The organism is Streptomyces sp. Z423-1 (genome assembly GCF_013009255.1).
In the GTDB taxonomy this organism is placed as follows: domain Bacteria; phylum Actinomycetota; class Actinomycetes; order Streptomycetales; family Streptomycetaceae; genus Streptomyces; species Streptomyces gossypiisoli.
The window spans coordinates 7,295,201-7,313,297 of sequence record NZ_CP053109.1; the positions used below are offsets into that span (position 1 = coordinate 7,295,201).

The 18,097-nt window shown below is 71.9% G+C and carries 14 protein-coding genes and 1 pseudogene; 14 read left to right on the forward strand and 1 reads right to left on the reverse strand.

Annotated elements, in window-relative coordinates:
- Positions 1-88: 88 nt before the first annotated feature.
- Both HJD23_RS32855 and HJD23_RS32860 read left to right on the forward strand, forming a co-directional pair.
- Complete coding sequence (locus HJD23_RS32855) at positions 89-1,030, forward strand: 5-dehydro-4-deoxyglucarate dehydratase (protein ID WP_171108905.1); 942 nt, start codon at positions 89-91, stop codon at positions 1,028-1,030.
- Positions 1,027-2,190 carry a hypothetical protein gene (locus HJD23_RS32860; protein WP_171108903.1) on the forward strand — a complete coding sequence of 388 codons (1,164 nt, stop codon included), beginning with the start codon at positions 1,027-1,029 and terminating at the stop codon, positions 2,188-2,190. The genes HJD23_RS32855 and HJD23_RS32860 overlap by 4 nt, the downstream gene beginning before the upstream one ends.
- Here HJD23_RS32860 and HJD23_RS32865 read toward each other — a convergent pair.
- Positions 2,127-3,383, reverse strand: coding sequence for an MFS transporter (locus tag HJD23_RS32865; protein WP_171111459.1), 1,257 nt, complete (start codon positions 3,381-3,383; stop codon positions 2,127-2,129). The two genes, HJD23_RS32860 and HJD23_RS32865, sit on opposite strands and share 64 nt — an antisense overlap.
- Before the next feature lie 140 nt (positions 3,384-3,523).
- Here HJD23_RS32865 and HJD23_RS32870 point away from each other — a divergent pair, with 140 nt between their 5' ends.
- The 12 genes and pseudogenes from HJD23_RS32870 to HJD23_RS32925 all read left to right on the forward strand — a co-directional run bounded on the left by HJD23_RS32870 (position 3,524) and on the right by HJD23_RS32925 (position 18,053).
- Positions 3,524-4,126 (forward strand): TIGR03086 family metal-binding protein, encoded by a 603-nt coding sequence (locus HJD23_RS32870; RefSeq protein WP_171108901.1) that lies wholly within the window; start codon positions 3,524-3,526, stop codon positions 4,124-4,126.
- A 918-nt stretch (positions 4,127-5,044) separates the two neighbouring features.
- Positions 5,045-5,796 (forward strand): annotated as a pseudogene (locus HJD23_RS32875) (MBL fold metallo-hydrolase).
- 169 nt (positions 5,797-5,965) lie between these two features.
- Positions 5,966-6,634, forward strand: coding sequence for a GntR family transcriptional regulator (locus HJD23_RS32880; protein WP_171108899.1), 669 nt, complete (start codon positions 5,966-5,968; stop codon positions 6,632-6,634).
- Entirely contained in the window at positions 6,631-7,539 is a 909-nt protein-coding gene (locus tag HJD23_RS32885; protein WP_171108896.1) for a dihydrodipicolinate synthase family protein, read from the forward strand. Before HJD23_RS32880 ends, HJD23_RS32885 begins: the two co-directional genes overlap by 4 nt.
- Complete coding sequence (gene araD / locus HJD23_RS32890; RefSeq protein ID WP_171108894.1) at positions 7,536-9,266, forward strand: L-arabinonate dehydratase; 1,731 nt, start codon at positions 7,536-7,538, stop codon at positions 9,264-9,266. Before HJD23_RS32885 ends, araD begins: the two co-directional genes overlap by 4 nt.
- An 86-nt stretch (positions 9,267-9,352) precedes the next feature.
- Positions 9,353-10,288, forward strand: a complete 936-nt coding sequence (locus tag HJD23_RS32895; RefSeq protein WP_171108892.1) for a sugar ABC transporter permease — start codon at positions 9,353-9,355, stop codon at positions 10,286-10,288.
- Entirely contained in the window at positions 10,285-11,184 is a 900-nt protein-coding gene (locus HJD23_RS32900) for a carbohydrate ABC transporter permease (RefSeq protein ID WP_141308890.1), read from the forward strand. The genes HJD23_RS32895 and HJD23_RS32900 overlap by 4 nt, the downstream gene beginning before the upstream one ends.
- Entirely contained in the window at positions 11,181-12,473 is a 1,293-nt protein-coding gene (locus tag HJD23_RS32905; protein WP_240980869.1) for a pectate lyase, read from the forward strand. The genes HJD23_RS32900 and HJD23_RS32905 overlap by 4 nt, the downstream gene beginning before the upstream one ends.
- Entirely contained in the window at positions 12,470-13,627 is a 1,158-nt protein-coding gene (locus HJD23_RS32910) for a Gfo/Idh/MocA family oxidoreductase (RefSeq protein WP_171134095.1), read from the forward strand. Before HJD23_RS32905 ends, HJD23_RS32910 begins: the two co-directional genes overlap by 4 nt.
- Entirely contained in the window at positions 13,624-14,469 is an 846-nt protein-coding gene (locus HJD23_RS32915) for a PmoA family protein (RefSeq protein WP_171110813.1), read from the forward strand. The genes HJD23_RS32910 and HJD23_RS32915 overlap by 4 nt, the downstream gene beginning before the upstream one ends.
- The gene (locus HJD23_RS32920; RefSeq protein ID WP_171110811.1) at positions 14,466-16,019 is read left to right on the forward strand and encodes a glycoside hydrolase 43 family protein; all 1,554 of its coding nucleotides are present in this window, start codon (positions 14,466-14,468) and stop codon (positions 16,017-16,019) included. Before HJD23_RS32915 ends, HJD23_RS32920 begins: the two co-directional genes overlap by 4 nt.
- 75 nt (positions 16,020-16,094) lie before the next feature.
- Positions 16,095-18,053 carry a pectinesterase family protein gene (locus HJD23_RS32925; RefSeq protein ID WP_240980870.1) on the forward strand — a complete coding sequence of 653 codons (1,959 nt, stop codon included), beginning with the start codon at positions 16,095-16,097 and terminating at the stop codon, positions 18,051-18,053.
- The last annotated feature ends 44 nt before the right edge of the window (positions 18,054-18,097 follow it).

The window sequence follows — 18,097 nt, forward strand, 5'->3', positions numbered from 1 at the left end:
CCGGGTTGACCCCTCCCGGGAGCTCACCTTAGCGTGAGTGCGTTCAGGAATGTGGACGCAGAACATGAGTATGGACCTTGGAGAGCCCGTGACGCCAGCTCCGCTCGCCGCCCGCCTCAGCGTCCCCAGCGGGCCGCTGTTCTTCCCGGTCACCGCCTACGGGCCCGACGGCTCCCTGCACCTCGACGCCTACCGGGCCCACGTCCGCCGCGGGGTCGACGCCGGGGCGGCCGCCGTCTTCGCGTGCTGCGGCACCGGCGAGTTCCACGCGCTCACACCGGAGGAGTTCGAGGCCTGCGTCCGGGCGGCGGTGGAGGAGGCGGCGGGGCGCGTGCCGGTGGTCGCGGGCGCCGGATACGGGACCGCCCTCGCCGTACGGTACGCACGGCTCGCCGAACGGGCCGGGGCGGACGGGCTGCTCGCCATGCCGCCGTACCTCGTGCTCGCCGGGCAGGAGGGCCTGCTGCGGCACTACCGGCAGCTCGCGTCGGCCACCGCCCTGCCCGTCGTCGTCTACCAGCGCGACAACGCCGTCTTCACCCCCGAGACCGTCGTCGACCTCGCCCGCACGGACGGGATCATCGGCCTCAAGGACGGCCTCGGCGACCTGGACCTCATGCAGCGGATCGTGAGCGCCGTACGCACCGAAGTCCCCGGCGACTTCCTCTACTTCAACGGACTGCCGACCGCCGAGCAGACCCAGCTCGCCTACCACGCCATCGGCGTCCCGCTCTACTCCTCGGCCGTGTTCTGCTTCGCCCCCGAGATCGCCCTCGCCTTCCACACCGCCCTGAACTCCGGCGACGACCGCACCGTCCGCCGCCTGCTCGACGGCTTCTACCGGCCGTTCGTCGAACTGCGCGCCCAGGGCCGCGGCTACGCCGTCTCCCTCGTCAAGGCGGGCGTACGGCTGCGCGGGCTCGATGTCGGCGAAGTACGGTCCCCGCTGCACGAACCGAGCGAGGATCATGTCAAACAGCTCGCTCAGGTGATCGAGCGTGGGTACGCGCTGCTGGAGGAGGACGCGTGAAGGCGTCGGCGTTCGTCTACCCCTGGGACGTCAACGGGGACCCGGAGGCACCGGAACGGATCGCCGCGCTCGGCGTGGAACAGGTGACGCTCGCCGCCGCCTACCACTCCACGCGCGCCCTCACCCCCCGCCACCCCCGCCACCGCATCGTCACCGCCGAACACGCCGCCGTGCTCTACCCCACGGACGCCCGCTGGGACGGCCGCCCCCTGCGCCCGTACCCGGCCGGGGACTGGGCGCCCGGCGACGCGTACGGCGAGGCGGCGGCCGCCCTCGCGGACGCCGGCCTGGAGGTGCACACCTGGGTGGTCCTCGCGCACAACTCCCGCCTCGGCGCCGAGCACCCGGACACCTCCGTCGTCAACGCCTACGGCGACCGCTACCCCTGGGCGCCCTGCATCGCACAGCCCGCCACGCGCGCGTACCTCGTGGAACTGGCCGCCGAGGCCGCCGTACGGCCCGGCGCGCGCGGCACCGAGCTGGAGTCCCTCGGCTGGTACGGCCTCGCCCATCTGCACGCCCACGACAAGACCGCGGGCGTCGGCCTCGGGGATGCCGGGCAGTACCTGATGTCGCTGTGCTTCTGCCCCGACTGCCGGGCGGGCTACGCCGCACAGGGCCTCGATCCCGACGAACTGGCGGACGCCGTGCGCATCGCACTGGAACCGGTGTGGCAGGGGGCGCCCTCGGACGGGGGCTGGGCGGGCGTCGAGAAGCTGCTCGGCGAGACCAAGGCGACCGTCACGCGCGCGTGGCGCGACGCGACCGCACGCACCCTTCAGGAGGCGGCGGTCGCGGCCGTCCGCGCCGCCGCACCCGACGGCTTCCAGGTCCTGCTGCACGCGGACCCGGTGTCGTACCACTGCGGCGCCAACGCGGGCGTGGACCCGGCGCACATCCTGTCCGTCGCGGACGGCGTGGTCGTGCCGTGCACGGGAGGGGCGGGCCTGCTGACGCCGTTCGCCGAACAGGGCCGGGACGGTGCCGTGCTCGCCGCCAACTTCACCGTGGTCTCCGGGATGGGCGGCCGCCCCGGCACCCTGGCCGCGGACGCCGCACGCGCGCGTGCCCTCGGTGCCACGGAACTGCGGCTGTATCACGCCGGGTTGGCGTCGGACGGCGACCTGGCGGCGGTGCGGGCGGCGCTGAACGGCAGCTGAAGCGGCGTCAGGAGCAGGGCCGCGCCCAGCAGCACGAGCAGCGGCTGGTGGGGGAGCAGTTCGACCAGGGCGGCCCCCACGGCAAGGCCCAGCACGTTCGGCGCGAACATCAGGGTGCTCGCCGTGGCGGCGGTACGGCCCAGGAGGGCGTCCGGTGTGCCGTGCTGTACGGCGGTCAGGGCGGCGATCAGCACACAGGGCAGCCCGGCGCCGATCGCCACGCTGCCCGCCCAGGCCGCCGGGTCGTACGGCACCGCCCGCAGCGCCACCGCGGCGCCGGTGAGCGCGACCCCGGCCGCCGCGAACCGGCGCCCGCCCAGCCGGCGCAGGGCGGGGCCGGAGGCCAGGCCGACCGCGACCGACCCGAGGCCCTGGAGGGCGGCGAGGACACCGGCGTACTCCGGGGCGTGGCCCAGGCGCTCGACGACGGCGTACAGCAGGGCGCCGTTGACACCGGCGAAGAGCATGGTGGTGCCGCCGGTGAGGACGAGGGGACGCAGGCGCGGGTGGGTCCAGAGGTGGCGGACGCCCTCGGACGTGCGTGCGCGTCGGCCACCGGTGGGCGGGCGCTCCCGGACGCGCAGAGCGGCGTACAGGCCCGTGGCGAGCACGAAGGTGGCCGCGTCCAGCAGGGCCACGCTGGGCCCGCCGTACGCCGCGTAGACGCCCGCTCCGGCCAGCGGGGCGATCAGCTTCATGCCCTCGGTGACGGTCATGCGCAGGCCGTTGAAGTCGCCGAGCAGGTCGGGGTCGAGCGCGGTGGCGACGAGTGCCGACTCGGCGGCGTCCTGGACGACGCCCGCCGCGCCGTACACGGACAGGACCGCGAACAGCAGCCACACGTCACCCGGGGAGTCCACCGTGAGGAGGGTGGGCAGGAGCGCCGCCATCAGCAGGTTCGTGCCGACCAGCAGGGGCTTGCGGCGGACGCGGTCGGCCAGGGTGCCGAGGAGGGGACCGGCGAGGGTGGGCGCCCACATGGCGAGCAGGGTCAGCGCGGCGAGGCCGTCGGAGCCGGTGAGGTCCTTGACCCAGACGCCGGTGGCCAGCCACAGGGCGGAGGTGCCGAGGCCGGAGATCACTGTGCCGGTGAGGTAGAGGGTGGCGGTGCGGTTGCGCAGGATGCGGGGGAGGGCGGGGCGGGGCTGGGGCGGGGTTGGGCCGCCGGTCGGGCGGGCGGTGCTGTCATCCATGCCGGTCATGCCTGGTGATCGTGGGTCTAAGGCATGGCGGAACGGATCGGGCAGGTGCCGTAGAAAACGGCACGGACGACCGATGACTTCCGGCGCCGCTGTCGGTCTACCTCCCAAGACGCCATACCTGAGGAGTACCGATGACGACCACCGACCCGACCCCCTTCGACTTCGGCCCCCAGACCCGGATCGTCGCGCACATCGCCGCCGGGGTGACCGACGAGCAGCTCGCGGACCCGACGCCCTGCCCGCGGATGGCGGTGCGCAACCTGCTGGGTCACCTGGTGGGGCTGACCGTCGCCTTCCGGGACGCCGGCCGCAAGGCCCTCGGCCCGACGACCGACACCAGCCCGGACGAGACCGTGCCGGACATCGGCCCCGGCTGGCGCGAGGAGCTGCCCAAGGTCCTCGACGAACTCGCCGACACCTGGCGCGACCCCGCCGCCTGGACCGGCATGACCCGCGCGGGCGGCGTGGACCTGCCCGGGGCGGTCGCGGGGGCGGTCGCGATCAACGAGCTGGTGATCCACGCCTGGGACCTCGCCCGCGCGACCGGCCAGCCGTACGACCCCGACCCGGCTGCACTGCGCTCGTCCTACGACTTCCTCCTCGCGGCGGCCGACGAACCCATCCGCGACGACACCCTCTTCGGCCCGATCATCACGGTCCCGGAGGATGCGCCCCTGCTGGACCGGGCGGTGGGGTTGAGCGGGCGGGATCCGGGGTGGAGGCGCGGGGCATGAGGCTGAGCGGGCGTGGGTTGTGGCGCGGGTGGTGTGCTTGAGCGGGCGGGTGCGTGGGTTGTGGCGCGGGTGGTGTGCTTGAGCGGGCGGGTGCGTGGGTTGTGGCGCGGGTGGTGTGCTTGAGCGGGCGGGTGCGTGGGTTGTGGCGCGGGTGGTGTGCTTGAGCGGGCGGGGGCGTGGGTTGTGGCGCGGGTGGTGTGCTTGAGCGGGCGGGGGCGTGGGTTGTGGCGCGGGTGGTGTGCTTGAGCGGGCGGGTGCGTGGGTTGTGGCGCGGGTGGTGTGCTTGAGCGGGCGGGTGCGTGGGTTGTGGCGCGGATGGTGTGCTTGAGCGGGCGGGTGCGTGGGTTGTGGCGCGGATGGTGCGGTCGAACGGGCGGGGTCCCGGGTGTGGACGCGTGGGCGGTGACGTGAGCGAGGCGGACCCTGGTTGCTGGGCGCACGTTGAGGTCGAGCGGGCGGGCGCCGGGTGTGGGCGCGGGGGCGGTGAGGCCGGGCGAGGGGGGCCCGGGTCGCTAGGCGGACGTTGAGGCCGATCGGGCGGCCCCCCAGCGCGAGGACGCGCGGACGGTGACGCCGCCAAGGGGACGGGACCCGAGGTGGGTGAGTGCGCGGGGAGCGGGGGCGGACGGGACTGGCGGGGACGCGCGGACGGTGATGCCGAGCCGACGGGACCAGGGTGACTCGCGGGCGGTGAGCGGGAGGTGGCTGGGTCCGGGGTGGACGCGGGGCGGACGGGCCCGAGGTGGGTGAGTGCGCGGTGAACCGTGGGCGGACGGGACCGGCGGGGACGCGCAGACCGGGCCAGGGGCGACGCGTGGATGGTCAGTGGGGCGGCCGGGTTCGGGGTGGACGTATGCGCGGTGAGCGGGCGGACGGGGGCCGCGGTCGGCGTGTCCGTGGTGTGCGTACGCTCCTCGCATGTCCTTCGCGCTCACCGTCCTCGGCACCGCCTCCCCGCACCCGCAGCCCCGTCGGCCCTGCTCGGGGTATCTGGTGCGCGGTGCCGGTGCTGAGGTGTGGGTGGACGCCGGGCCCGGGACCTTCGCCGCGTTGCAGCAGCACACGGATCCCGCGCGGCTGAGCGCCATCTGGGTCTCGCATCTCCATGCCGACCACAACGCGGACCTGCTGTCCGCCTTCTACGGCCTCGCGTACGGCGGTCTCACCCCGCCCGCGCCCATCCCCGTCCACGCCCCACGCGACTGCGCCCGGCGTCTCGCCGGGTTCTTCGGGCGCACCGACACCGCCTTCCTGAGCGCGTCTTCGACTTCCGGCCGCTGCACGACGGGCACACCGCCCAGTACGGCGAGCTCCACCTCACCTCCCGTGCCGTCGCGCACGACGTCGAGGCCTACGGGCTGCGAGTCACCTACGACGGTCGGGTGTTCGCCTACTCCGGGGACAGCGGCCCGTGCGCCGGACTCGGTGAACTCGCCCGGGACGCAGACCTCTTCCTGTGCGAGGCGGACATCGACGAGCATCGCGAAGGCGAACAGGTTCATCTGACCCCCGAGGACGCCGGCGCGACCGCCCGCGCGGCAGGTGTACGGGAGTTGCTCGTCACGCACGTCGGACCCACGCTCACCCCCGAAGCGGCGACCGCCCGCGCCGCCGCGGCCTTCGGCGGGCCCACCGGCACGGCCCGGGAGGGCGCCGTCCACCGGATCTGACGGCGGCGTCGCGGCGGCACAGCAACTTCCACTTCTTTTGTCAGAAGCATTGACGAAACACAGACGCGCTCCTACCTTCAACGCGTCGTACTTCGTACGTCATATATGAGACGCGATACGCGAGATCCGATACGCGATCCATACGAGACGCGAGATCCGAGAGGCGCGCATGACCTCTGTGCCCACGCCGATCCCCTCCCGCACGCAGTACGTGCTGGAGGAGATCAAACGCCGCATCCTCACCGGGCAGCTGACGCCTGGTCAGGCCCTGGTGGAGACCGAGCTCGCCGCGCAGTTCGGGGTGTCGAAGACCCCGGTGCGGGAGGCGCTCAAGACGCTCGCCGGGACCGGGCTGGTGGTGATGAGCCAGTACAAGGGCGTCACCGTCCGCATGGTGGACGCGGACATGGCACGCGAGGTCTACGACGTGCGGCTGCTGCTGGAGCCGGAGGCCCTGCGGCGCTCCGTCCGGCGCGGAGCCTCCCTCGACGCCGCGCGCGACGCGCTGACCCGGGCCGACGATGCCACCGACACCGCCGAACGGTCGCTGGCCAACCGGGAGTTCCACCGCGCCCTGTACGTGCCCTGCGGCAACCCCCTGCTCGGCCGGATGCTCGACGAGGTCCGCGACCAGGCGGCCCTCGTCTCCGCCGTCGCCTGGGCCGCCGACCCGTCCTGGGAGCGGGAGGCCACTGAGCACCGCGAGATCCTGCGCCTGGCCCTGGACGGGGACGCCGACGGCGCCGCGCGCGCCCTCCACGCGCACATCGCGTCGTTCGTCGAGCGGGCCTTCCCCCAAGCGGAGACCGAGGCCCAGGGAGAGGACGGTCAGGAATGACAACGACGTTCGAGACCCAGCGGGCGGCGCTGGCCGACGTGGTGGCGATCCCGGTGACCCCGTTCGCCGAGGACGGCTCCGTCGACCCGGACGCCCACCGGGCCCTGCTGCGTCGTCTGCTCGACGGTGGGATCAGGACCCTCACCCCCAACGGCAACACCGGCGAGTTCTACGCCCTGACACCCCAAGAGCGCCAACTGGTCACCGAGTTGACCATCGACGAGGCCGGTGACCGCGCGGTGATCCTGGTCGGCGTCGGCCACGACGTGCCCACCGCCGTCGCCACCGCCCGGTACGCCCGGGAGCGGGGCGCCCAGATGGTGATGGTCCATCAGCCCGTCCATCCCTACGTCTCGCAGAGCGGCTGGGTCGACTACCACCGCGCGATCGCCGAGGCCGTCCCCGAGCTGGGCGTCGTCCCGTACATCCGCAACGCCCAGCTGCACGGCGCCCGCCTCGCCGAACTCGCCGACGCCTGCCCCAATGTCATCGGCGTCAAGTACGCCGTCCCGGACGCGGCGAGGTTCGCCGCCTTCGCCCGGGACGCGGGACTGGACCGCTTCGTGTGGGTGGCCGGCCTCGCCGAGCCGTACGCCCCCTCCTACTTCTCCGCGGGCGCCACCGGCTTCACCTCCGGCCTGGTGAACGTCGCCCCGTCCGTTTCGCTGAACATGATCGAGGCGCTTCGATCCGGCGACTACCCGGCCGCGATGAAGGTCTGGGAACAGATCCGCCGCTTCGAGGAACTGCGTGCCGCGAACGGTTCCGCCAACAACGTCACCGTCGTCAAGGAGGCCCTCGCCTCCCTCGGGCTGTGCCGCCGCGAGGTCCGCCCGCCGAGCAAGCCGCTGCCCGAGAGCGAGCGCGCCGAGGTCGCCGCCATCGCCGCCGGGTGGTCGATATGACCGACAGGAAGCGTCCCGAAGAGCTCAGAAGCCACCAGTGGTACGGCACCGACGGCCTGCGGTCCTTCAGCCACCGCGCCCGCACCCGCCAGCTCGGCTACCTGCCCGAGGAGCACCTGGGCAAGCCCGTCATCGCGATCCTCAACACCTGGTCCGACATCAATCCCTGCCATGTGCATCTCCGAGACCGCGCTCAGGCTGTGAAGCGCGGGGTGTGGCAGGCCGGGGGCTTCCCGCTCGAGTTCCCGGTCTCCACGCTCAGCGAGACCTTCCAGAAGCCGACCCCGATGCTCTACCGCAACCTCCTCGCCATGGAGACCGAGGAGCTGCTGCGGTCGTACCCGGTCGACGGGGCGGTACTGATGGGCGGTTGTGACAAGTCGACACCCGCGCTGCTCATGGGCGCCGCCTCGGTGGACCTGCCGACGGTCTTCGTGCCCGCCGGGCCCATGCTGCCCGGCCACTGGCGCAACGAGGTGCTGGGTTCCGGCACCGACATGTGGAAGTACTGGGACGACAAGCGGGCCGGCCTGATCGGCGACTGTGAGATGGCCGAGCTGGAGAGCGGGCTGGCCCGCTCGCCCGGTCACTGCATGACGATGGGTACGGCATCCACCCTCACCGCCGCCGCGGAGGCGCTCGGCGTGACCGTGCCGGGCGCGTCCAGCATCCCCGCCGTGGACTCCGGGCACGACCGGATGGCCGCCGCGGCGGGCCTGCGGATCGTCGAACTCGTCCACCAGGACCGCACGCTGAACGACATCCTCACCCGCGACGCCTTCGAGGACGCCGTCACCACCGTCCTGGGCCTCGGCGGCTCCACCAACGCCGTCATCCACCTCATCGCCATGGCGGGCCGGGCGGGCGTCAGGCTCACCCTCGACGACTTCGACCGCATCGCCCGCACCGTGCCGGTGCTCGCCAACGTACGGCCCGGCGGACAGACGTACCTCATGGAGGACTTCCACTTCGCCGGCGGCCTGCCCGGGTTCCTCTCCCGGATCCCGGACCTGCTCCACCTGGACCGGCCGACCGTCTCGTACGACACCCTGCGCGAACAACTGGAAGGCGCCCAGGTCCACAACGACGACGTCATCCGGCCCCGCGACAACCCGGTCGCGAGCGAGGGCGGGGTCGCCGTGCTGCGCGGCAACCTCTGCCCGGACGGCGCCGTCATCAAGCACATCGCCGCCGAACCGCACCTGCTCAAGCACACCGGTCCCGCGGTCGTCTTCGACGACTACAAGCAGATGCAGCGGACCATCAACGACCCGTCCCTGAACATCACGGCGGACAGCGTGCTGGTGCTGCGCAACGCCGGGCCCAAGGGCGGTCCGGGCATGCCCGAGTACGGCATGCTCCCCATCCCCGACCACCTGCTGAAGCAGGGCGTACGGGACATGGTGCGGATCTCCGACGCCCGGATGAGCGGTACGAGTTACGGCGCGTGCGTGCTGCACGTGGCGCCCGAGTCGTACATCGGCGGACCGCTGGCCCTGGTCAGGACCGGCGACTCCATCACCCTCGATGTCGCGGCGCGAACCCTCCAACTCAACGTGGACGACGAGGAGTTGGTGCGCCGGAGGGCGGAGTGGACGCCGCCGCCCACCCGGTACGAGCGCGGCTACGGCGCGCTCTACAACGAACAGATCACCCAGGCCGACACCGGCTGCGACTTCGAGTTCCTGGCCCGCCCGGGCACGGTGCAGGACCCGTACGCCGGCTGACCCACAGCAGCACGACCTCGCACAACCATGCACCCGGAGAAAGCGCTTCCCGCACGCCGCACGAGAACCGAGAACGGAGAACAGTCATGGCCCAAGCCGCAGCCGTGGCGAAACCGCCCGCGCCACCGAGGCGGCGCCGTACCTCCGCCACGCCGCGCAGACTGCCGTACCTGCTGATCGCCCCGGCGGCCGTCCTGATGCTGGGGTTCATCGCCTACCCGGTGCTCAGCGTCTTCTACTACAGCCTGCAGGAGTACAACCCCACCAAGCCGTGGCGGAACGGATTCACGGGCTTCGACAACTTCGTCCGCATCTTCACCGACGACCCGCTGTTCTGGGACAGTCTCGTCTTCAGCGCCAAGTGGGTCTTCGTCGAGGTGGGTCTGCAACTGCTGTTCGGCCTCGCGCTGGCCCTCATCGTCAACCAGACCTTCGTCGGCCGGGGCCTGGGACGCGCCCTGGTCTTCTCCCCGTGGGCCGTCTCCGGCGTGCTGACCTCCGCGATCTGGGTGCTGCTGTACAACTCCCAGACCGGCATCACCCGTTACCTCGCCGACGTCGGCATCGGCTCCTACGGCACCAGCTGGCTGTCGGACACCGGGACGGTGTTCTGGGCCGCGATCGTCGCCGACCTGTGGCGCGGTGTGCCCTTCTTCGCGATCCTCATCCTCGCCGACCTCCAGTCCGTCTCGAAGGACCTCTACGAGGCCGCCGAGGTCGACGGGGCCAGCCGGATCAAGCAGTTCTGGCACATCACCCTGCCGCACCTGAAGGACGCCATCATCCTGTCCACGCTGCTGCGCGCGGTGTGGGAGTTCAACAACGTCGACCTGCTCTACACGCTGACCGGCGGCGGACCCGCGGGCGTCACCACGACGCTGCCGCTGTACGTCGCCAGCACCAGCGTCGAGTCCCACAACTTCGGCTACGCGTCGGCCCTGACCACGGTCGCGTTCGTGATCCTGCTCTTCTGCTCGATCGTCTATCTGCGGCTGAGCAAGTTCGGAGGCGAGAACAAGTGAGCACCAAGGTGGCCGCCAAGGCCGCGCCCGCCCCCGCGCCCGCCGCTCCCGAACCGCCGCGGCCGGTGCGTACGTCCCGCCGCGCCTGGGACGAGGCGCCCCGCTGGCAGATCTACCTGCCGCTCGGCATCTACCTCGTCTTCACTCTGATCCCGTTCTACTGGATCCTGCTGTTCTCGCTGCGCCCGGCCGGCTCCACCTCGCTGGTCCCGTGGCCGATGACCTTCGACCACTTCGAGAAGGTGTGGACGGAGCGCAGCTTCGGCGTCTACTTCCAGAACAGCGTGCTCGTCGGCATCGCCACGCTGGTGATGACGACCCTGGTCGCGCTGGCAGGCGGCTACGCCCTCGCCCGGTTCAACTTCCGGATCAAGCAGCTCTTCATGCTGGCGCTGCTGTGCTCCCAGTTCGTGCCCGGCGCGCTGCTGCTGGTCCCGCTGTTCGAGATCTTCGCCGAATTGCAGATGATCAACTCGCTGGGCAGCGTCATCATCGCCGAGACGGTCTTCCAGCTGCCGCTGTCGATGATCCTGATCAGCAACTTCATCAAGAACGTGCCGTACTCCCTGGAAGAGGCCGCCTGGGTCGACGGCTGCAACCGGTTCAAGGCCTTCCGGATCGTCGTCCTGCCGCTACTGCGGCCCGGACTGATCGCCGTCGGTTCCTTCGCCTTCGTGCACTCCTGGAACCACTTCCTGTTCGCCCTGATGTTCCTCAACAACCAGCAGAAGCAGACCATCCCGGTCGGCCTCAACACCCTGATGGGCGCGGACAGCGTCGACCTCGGCGCCCTCGCCGCCGGCGGCATCATCGCGGCCGTGCCCGTGGTGATCGTGTTCGCCTTCATCCAGAAGTGGCTGATCACCGGCTTCAGCGCGGGGGCGGTGAAGGGATGATGAGAGCACGTCACCTCGCCATGGCGGCCGGTCTGCTGGGGCTGCTGTGCGTGCCCGCGCACGCCGAGGCCCGGGACATCAGCCGCGACACCCTGCCCGCCCACGACGGCTGGGCCGCGCACGGCACCGGTACCACCGGCGGGTCCGCGGCCGACGACGACCACGTGTACACCGTCACCGACCGCGCCGAACTGGTCCGCGCCCTGGACGGCGGCAGCGACACCCCGAAGATCATCAAGGTCGTGGGCACGATCGACGCCAACACCGACGACCAGGGCCGCCCGCTCGACTGCGCCGACTACGCCACCGACGGCTACAGCCTGAAGACGTACCTGGCCGCCTACGACCCCCGCACCTGGGGCTCGGCCAGGCCCAGCGGCCCGCAGGAGGAGGCCCGCCGGGCCTCGGCGGCGAAGCAGGCCGAACGCGTCGAGCTGACCGTCGGCTCCAACACCACCCTCGTCGGGCTCGGCGACAAGGCGGTCCTCAAGGGCGCCAGCCTCCAGCTCAAGGGCGCGGACAATGTCATCATCCGCAACCTCGACCTGCGCGACGCCTACGACTGCTTCCCCGTGTGGCAGCCCAACACCGGCGGCCTCGGCGACTGGAAGACGGCCTACGACAACATCTGGCTGCGCGGCGCCACGCATGTGTGGATCGACCACGTCACCCTGTCCGACAAGGGCCACCCCGACGCGGCGGAGCCCACCTACTTCGCCCGGAACTACCTGCGCCACGACGGCCTGCTGGACATCACCAACGCCTCCGACCTGATCACCGTCTCCTGGAGCCGGTTCGCGGGCCACGACAAGGCGATGCTCATCGGCAACAGCGACTCGGCCACCGGCGACCGCGGCAGGCTCCGCGTCACCCTGCACCACAACGAGTTCACCTCGGTCGTCCAGCGCGCCCCACGCGTCCGCTTCGGCCAGGTGCACGTCTACAACAACCGGTACGTCGTCCCCGACGGCACGCCCTACCGCTACTCCCTCGGCATCGGCACCGAGTCCGCCGTCTACGCCGAGAACAACGCCTTCACCACACCCGGCCACGTCGAGGCCGCCGACCTGGTCAAGAGCTGGAACGGCAGCGCCCTGCACCAGACCGGCACCCTCTTCAACGGCTATCCGGTCGACCTGCTCGCCATCCACAACGCCTACAACTCGGGCAGCGAGCGCGATCTGACCGCCGACGTCGGCTGGACGCCGACCCTGCACACAGCGATCGACAGCGCCGCGGCGGCCGACCGAGCGGTGGCCCGCGGCGCGGGAGCGGGGAGGATCCCATGAGCACACCCCTGCCCGTCGTCCTCGCCGGTGCCCGCGGCCACGGCCGCTGGCACGTCGAGAACATCCGCCGCCTGCAGCGCAAGGGCCTGGTCCGGCTGGTCGGCATCTGCGAGCTGACCCCGCTGACCGAGGAGGAGTTCGGCGGCCGGCTCCCCGAGCAGTCCGCCGACTTCGGTGCCCTGCTGCAGTCCACCGGCGCCCGGATCGCCGTCATCTGCACGCCGATCCCGACCCACACCGACCTGGCGCTCACGGCGGCCGAGCGGGGCGTGCACATCCTGCTGGAGAAGCCGCCCGCCCCCTCCTACGCCGAGTACCGCCGCATGGCCGACGGGGTCGCCGAGGCCGGTGTCGCCTGCCAGATCGGGTTCCAGTCGCTGGGCTCGCACGCCCTGCCCGCCATCCGCGAACTGGTCGACCGGGGCGTGATCGGCCAGCTGGTCGGGCTCGGCGGGGCCGGGGCCTGGGTGCGCGACGAGGACTACTTCCGCCGGGCGCCCTGGGCGGGCAAGCGGCGGCTGAACGGCGCCGACGTGGTCGACGGGGCACTGACCAACCCCCTCGCGCACGCCGTCGCCACCGGCCTCGCGCTCGGCGGGAGCAGCCGCGCCGAGGACGTCACCGGCATCGAAACCGAGCTGCTGCGCGCCAACGCCATCGAGTCCGACGACACCTCCTGCGTCCGGATCACCACCGCCCAGGGCCACCCGGTCACCGTCGCCGTGACCCTGTGCGCCGAGCGCGCGGACGAGCCGTACGTCCTGGTGCACGGCAGCAGCGGCCGGATCACCTTGTGGTACAAGCAGGACCGCGTGCTGCTCCAGCGCGCCGACCACGGCCCGGAGGAGTTCGAGTACGGCCGCACCGACCTGCTGGAGAACCTCGTCGCGCACCTCACCACCGGCGCCGACCTCCTCGTCACCCCGGACGAGACGGGCGCCTTCATGAGGGTCGTCGAGGCGATCCGGCAGGCCCCCGACCCGGCCCCGCTGCCCGAGACCGCCTGGCACCGGATCCCCGGCGAGAACCGCCGGGTCGTGCCCGGCATCGACGGACTCGTCGCGGCCGCCGCCGACACCCTCTCCCTGTACTCCGAGCTAGGTGCCCCCTGGGCGCTCCCGCCCGCACGCCGGAAAGAGGTGAGCACCCGATGACCAGCGACGACACCGCTGTCCTGCGCGTCGCGGGCCGACCGGTCGGCCGGTACGTCACCCGGCCCGAGCTGCCCGCGCGCCTGTCCCCGCGGCCCTATCTGCACCCCGTCACCACCCTGGCCGGCACGGCGGTCACCGAACTCGGCCCCGCCGACCACGCACACCACCTCGGCGTCGGTGTCGCCGTCCCCGACGTCGAGGGGCACAACTTCTGGGGCGGACGCACCTTCGTGCGCGACCAGGGCCCGACCGAACTGGACAACCACGGCTCCCAGCGGCACAGCGCCTTCCAGCTGCGCGACCCCGACGGCTTCGTCGAGGAGCTGCGCTGGGTGGCGGCGGGCACCGAGTTGTTGCGCGAGCGCCGCACGGTCGCGGCCACCGAACTCACCGACACCGCCTGGGCGCTCGACTTCACCTTCTCCCTCACCAACGTCACGCAGGGCCGGCTGTCGATCGGCAGCCCGGCGACGAACGGGCGCCCGGGCGCCGCGTACGGCGGGTTCTTCTGGCGGGCGCGCAAGGAGGCCGAGGCCCCGGACGTCTTCACGGCCGGCACCGAGGGCGAGGCCGGGGTGCACGGCAGGCGCGCCGACTGGCTCGCGCTGGTCGGGGGCGGCTGGACGCTCGTCTTCGCCGGGGCCACCGAGCGGACCAGGCACGACCCGTGGTTCGTGCGCACCGCCGAGTACCCGGGCGTCGGCTCGTCCCTGGCGTACGACGAGCGGCTGCCGGTCGCGCCCGGCGAGACCGCCGTCCGCCGGATCGTCACCGTCGTCGCCGACGGCCGCCTCGACCGGGAGCAGGCCGCGACCCTCGTCCGGAAGGCGGTGAGCCCGTGAGCGCCGAGCAGACCGATGCCACGTACCGCAACCCGATCCTCGACGCCGACTGGTCCGACCCGGACGTCGTGCGCGTCGGCGACGACTTCTACCTGACCGCCTCCAGTTTCGGCCGCGCCCCCGGCCTGCCGCTGCTGCACTCCCGCGACCTGGTCAACTGGACCCTGGTCGGGCACGCCCTGCAACGCCTCGAACCGGCGGAGGAGTTCGCGGGGCCCCGCCACGACTGCGGCGTCTGGGCACCCTCGCTGAGGTATCACGACGACCGCTTCTGGATCTTCTGGGGCGACCCCGACCAGGGCGTCTTCCAGATCAACGCCCCCGCGATCCGGGGCCCCTGGACCCGCCCCCACCTCCTGAAGGAGGGCAAGGGCCTGATCGACCCCTGCCCCCTGTGGGACGACGAGACCGGCGAGGCCTACCTGGTCCACGCCTGGGCCAAGTCCCGCTCCGGCATCAAGAACCGCCTCACCGGCCACCGCATGCACCCCGACGGCACCGCACTCCTCGACGACGGCAAGGTGATCGTCGACGGCGACCGCATTCCCGGCTGGTTCACCCTCGAAGGCCCCAAGCTCTACCGGCACGACGGCTGGTTCTGGATCTTCGCCCCCGCCGGGGGAGTGGAGACCGGCTGGCAGGGCGCCTTCCGCTCGCGCGGCTTCTTCGGGCCGTACGAGGAGAAGGTCGTACTTGAGCAGAAGGACACCGACGTCAACGGGCCGCACCAGGGCGGCTGGGTGCGCACCCCGTCCGGCGAGGACTGGTTCCTGCACTTCCAGCAGCGCGGCGCCTACGGCCGGGTCGTCCACCTCCAGCCGATGCGCTGGGGCCCGGACGGCTGGCCGGTGCTGGGCGACGACGGCGCCCCCGTCGCCGTGCACCAGCGGCCCGACCTGCCGCCGCAGCCGCCCGCCGCGCCCGCCACCGACGACGACTTCCCCGGCGGCCGCCACGGCCGCCAGTGGCAGTGGACGGCCAATCCCCAGGACGGCTGGGCCACCCAGCACTCCGGGGACGGGCTGCGACTGACCTGCGTCCGCTCGGCCGACGCGCACGACCTGCGCACACTGCCGAACGTGCTCACGCAGAGGCTGCCCGGCACCCCCTGCACGGTCGAGGTCGACCTGTGCCTCGACAGCGAGGAGCCGGGGGCGCGGGCCGGACTCGCGGTCCTCGGGGACGCGTTCGGCTGGATCGGGCTCCAGCGGGGCGCGGACGGGACCGTGCACCTGGTGCACCGGTTCGCCGAGGCGGTCGCGATGGGGGCACCTCCCACGCCTTCAGGGCAGCGGGGGAGGGAACGGGACGCCGACCATCCGCGCCTCGCCCCCGAGGGGCGGGCCCGGCTGCGCATCGAGATCGGCGCCGGGGCGCGCTGCCGCTTCTCCTACGACGTCGGGGACGGCTTCCGTCCCTCCGGTCAGGTCTTCGCCGCCACCCCGTGGCGCTGGGTCGGTGCCCTGCTCGGCCTGTTCGCCCTCGCGCCCGCCGGTCCGGGACACGCCGGCGCGGCGACCTTTACGCACTTCCGGATCAGACCCCTGTAACCCATCACACCCCGCCTGTTGGGAGCCGCAATGACGCACCTCCGTAGCAAGCGCTTGCCGGGATCTGGCAGAACCATGGCCGCCGTGCTCGGCCTGGTCGCCGCCCTGGCCCTGGGGACGGTGGGGGAGGCGAAGGCCGCCGCCCCCACCGAGAAGACGGCGCCGACCACGCCGGCCACCACGACCGCCGACCGCTTCACCGACCGGCCGCACGGGTTCGCCTCCCTCGCCGGCGGCACCACCGGAGGCGCGGGCGGCAAGGTCGTCACCGTCACCGACCAGGCTTCGCTGGCCCGATACGCGGCGGCCGAGGAACCGTACGTCATCCGTGTCAAGGGCTCGATCGCCGTCGAACCCTTCGGCTCGGACATCGTGGTGGCGTCCGACAAGACCCTCATCGGCGTGGGCGACACCGGCGAGATCGTGCACGGCGAGCTGCACCTCAAACCCGGCACCCACAACGTCATCATCCGCAATCTGACGATCCGGGACTCCTACGTCGAGGGCGACTGGGACGGCAAGACGACCGACTTCGACGCCATCCAGATGGACTCCGTCCACCACGTCTGGATCGACCACAACCGCTTCACGCACATGGGCGACGGGCTGCTCGACGTGCGCAAGGACAGCGAGTACATCACCGTCTCCTACAACCAGTTCGCCGACCACAACAAGGCGTTCGGCATCGGCTGGACGGACAACGTCACCACCCAGATCACCATCGACCACAACTGGTTCACGGGAACGAAACAGCGCAATCCGTCCGCCGACAACTGCGCCTACGCGCATCTGTACAACAACTACTTCTCGAACCAGGTGGCCGACGGCGATCCGCAGTGGACGTACGGCAGCTGGGCGCGCGGCCGGACCGAGATGGTCATCGAGAACAGCTACTACGACGGTGTCCAGCACCCCTATCAGGCCGATGCCACCGCCGAGCTGGTACAGCGCGGCTCGATCCTGACGAACACCACGGGGCGGCACGACGCCTGGGGTGACGCCTTCGATCCGCGGGCGTTCTACGACTACCGCCTCGACCCGGCCGCGGCCGTCCCCGCGCTGGTCAAGCGGTTCTCCGGCCCGCAGCGGCGGATCGGCGACGCGGTGACGCTGCACGTCCCCGGTGCGTACCCGACCGTGCAGTCGGCCGTGGACGCCGTGCCGGCCGGCAACGACGTGCCCGTGACCATCGCGGTCGCGCCCGGCACGTACCGCGAGAAGGTGGTCGTTCCCGCGGACAAGCCGAAGATCCTGCTGCAGGGGACTGGACAGGACCGCTCAGACACGGTCATCGTCTACGACACACCCGCCGAGTACGGCGGCTCCACCGGGAGCGCGACCGTACGGATCGCCGCGAACGACGTCACCGCGCGCCACCTCACCTTCAGCAACGACTTCGACGAGGCGGCGCACGAGCTGAGGGGCGAGCAGGCGCTGGCGGTGAAGACGACCGGCGACCGGATCGTCTTCGAGGACACCGCCTTCCTGGGCAACCAGGACACCCTGATGACCGACAGCCCCAGGCTGACCACCGTCAGCCGGGTCTACATCCGCGACTCGTACATCGAGGGCGACGTCGACTTCGTCTACGGGCGGGCCACCACGGTCATCGAGCAGTCGGTGATCCGGGCGCTGAGCCGGGGATCGACGACGAACAACGGCTACATCACCGCCGCCTCGACCTGGAAGGACAACCCCTATGGGTTCCTGATCACCCGGTCGAGGATCGTGAGCGACGCACCCGCCGGATCGTTCCACCTGGGGCGGCCCTGGCACCCGGGCGGCCAGCCGGACGCGATCGCTCAGGTGCTGATCCGGGACACGGAGCTGCCGGCCGCGATCAAGGCCTCGCCGTGGACCGACATGAGCGGCTTCTCCTGGAAGGACGCACGGTTCGCCGAGTACGGCAACTACGGGCCCGGTGCGGCCGTGACGGAGGACCGGCCGCAGCTGAGTGACGCCGAGGCACGGTCGTACACCGTCGCCCACTACCTGAACGGGTCGGACGGCTGGGCGCCGTACGACCGGCACTGACCCCCACACCCGCACCTCTCCGTTGGATCCAGAAGAAGAGAGCC

Bases quoted from the DNA above. Each gene is read 5' to 3' on its own strand.
- HJD23_RS32865 (WP_171111459.1), bottom strand. From the start codon at position 3,383: ATGGATGACAGCACCGCCCGCCCGACCGGCGGCCCAACCCCGCCCCAG.
- HJD23_RS32870 (WP_171108901.1), top strand. From the start codon at position 3,524: ATGACGACCACCGACCCGACCCCCTTCGACTTCGGCCCCCAGACCCGG.
- HJD23_RS32880 (WP_171108899.1), top strand. From the start codon at position 5,966: ATGACCTCTGTGCCCACGCCGATCCCCTCCCGCACGCAGTACGTGCTG.
- HJD23_RS32885 (WP_171108896.1), top strand. From the start codon at position 6,631: ATGACAACGACGTTCGAGACCCAGCGGGCGGCGCTGGCCGACGTGGTG.
- araD (WP_171108894.1), top strand. From the start codon at position 7,536: ATGACCGACAGGAAGCGTCCCGAAGAGCTCAGAAGCCACCAGTGGTAC.
- HJD23_RS32895 (WP_171108892.1), top strand. From the start codon at position 9,353: ATGGCCCAAGCCGCAGCCGTGGCGAAACCGCCCGCGCCACCGAGGCGG.
- HJD23_RS32905 (WP_240980869.1), top strand. From the start codon at position 11,181: ATGATGAGAGCACGTCACCTCGCCATGGCGGCCGGTCTGCTGGGGCTG.
- HJD23_RS32910 (WP_171134095.1), top strand. From the start codon at position 12,470: ATGAGCACACCCCTGCCCGTCGTCCTCGCCGGTGCCCGCGGCCACGGC.
- HJD23_RS32915 (WP_171110813.1), top strand. From the start codon at position 13,624: ATGACCAGCGACGACACCGCTGTCCTGCGCGTCGCGGGCCGACCGGTC.
- HJD23_RS32925 (WP_240980870.1), top strand. From the start codon at position 16,095: ATGGCCGCCGTGCTCGGCCTGGTCGCCGCCCTGGCCCTGGGGACGGTG.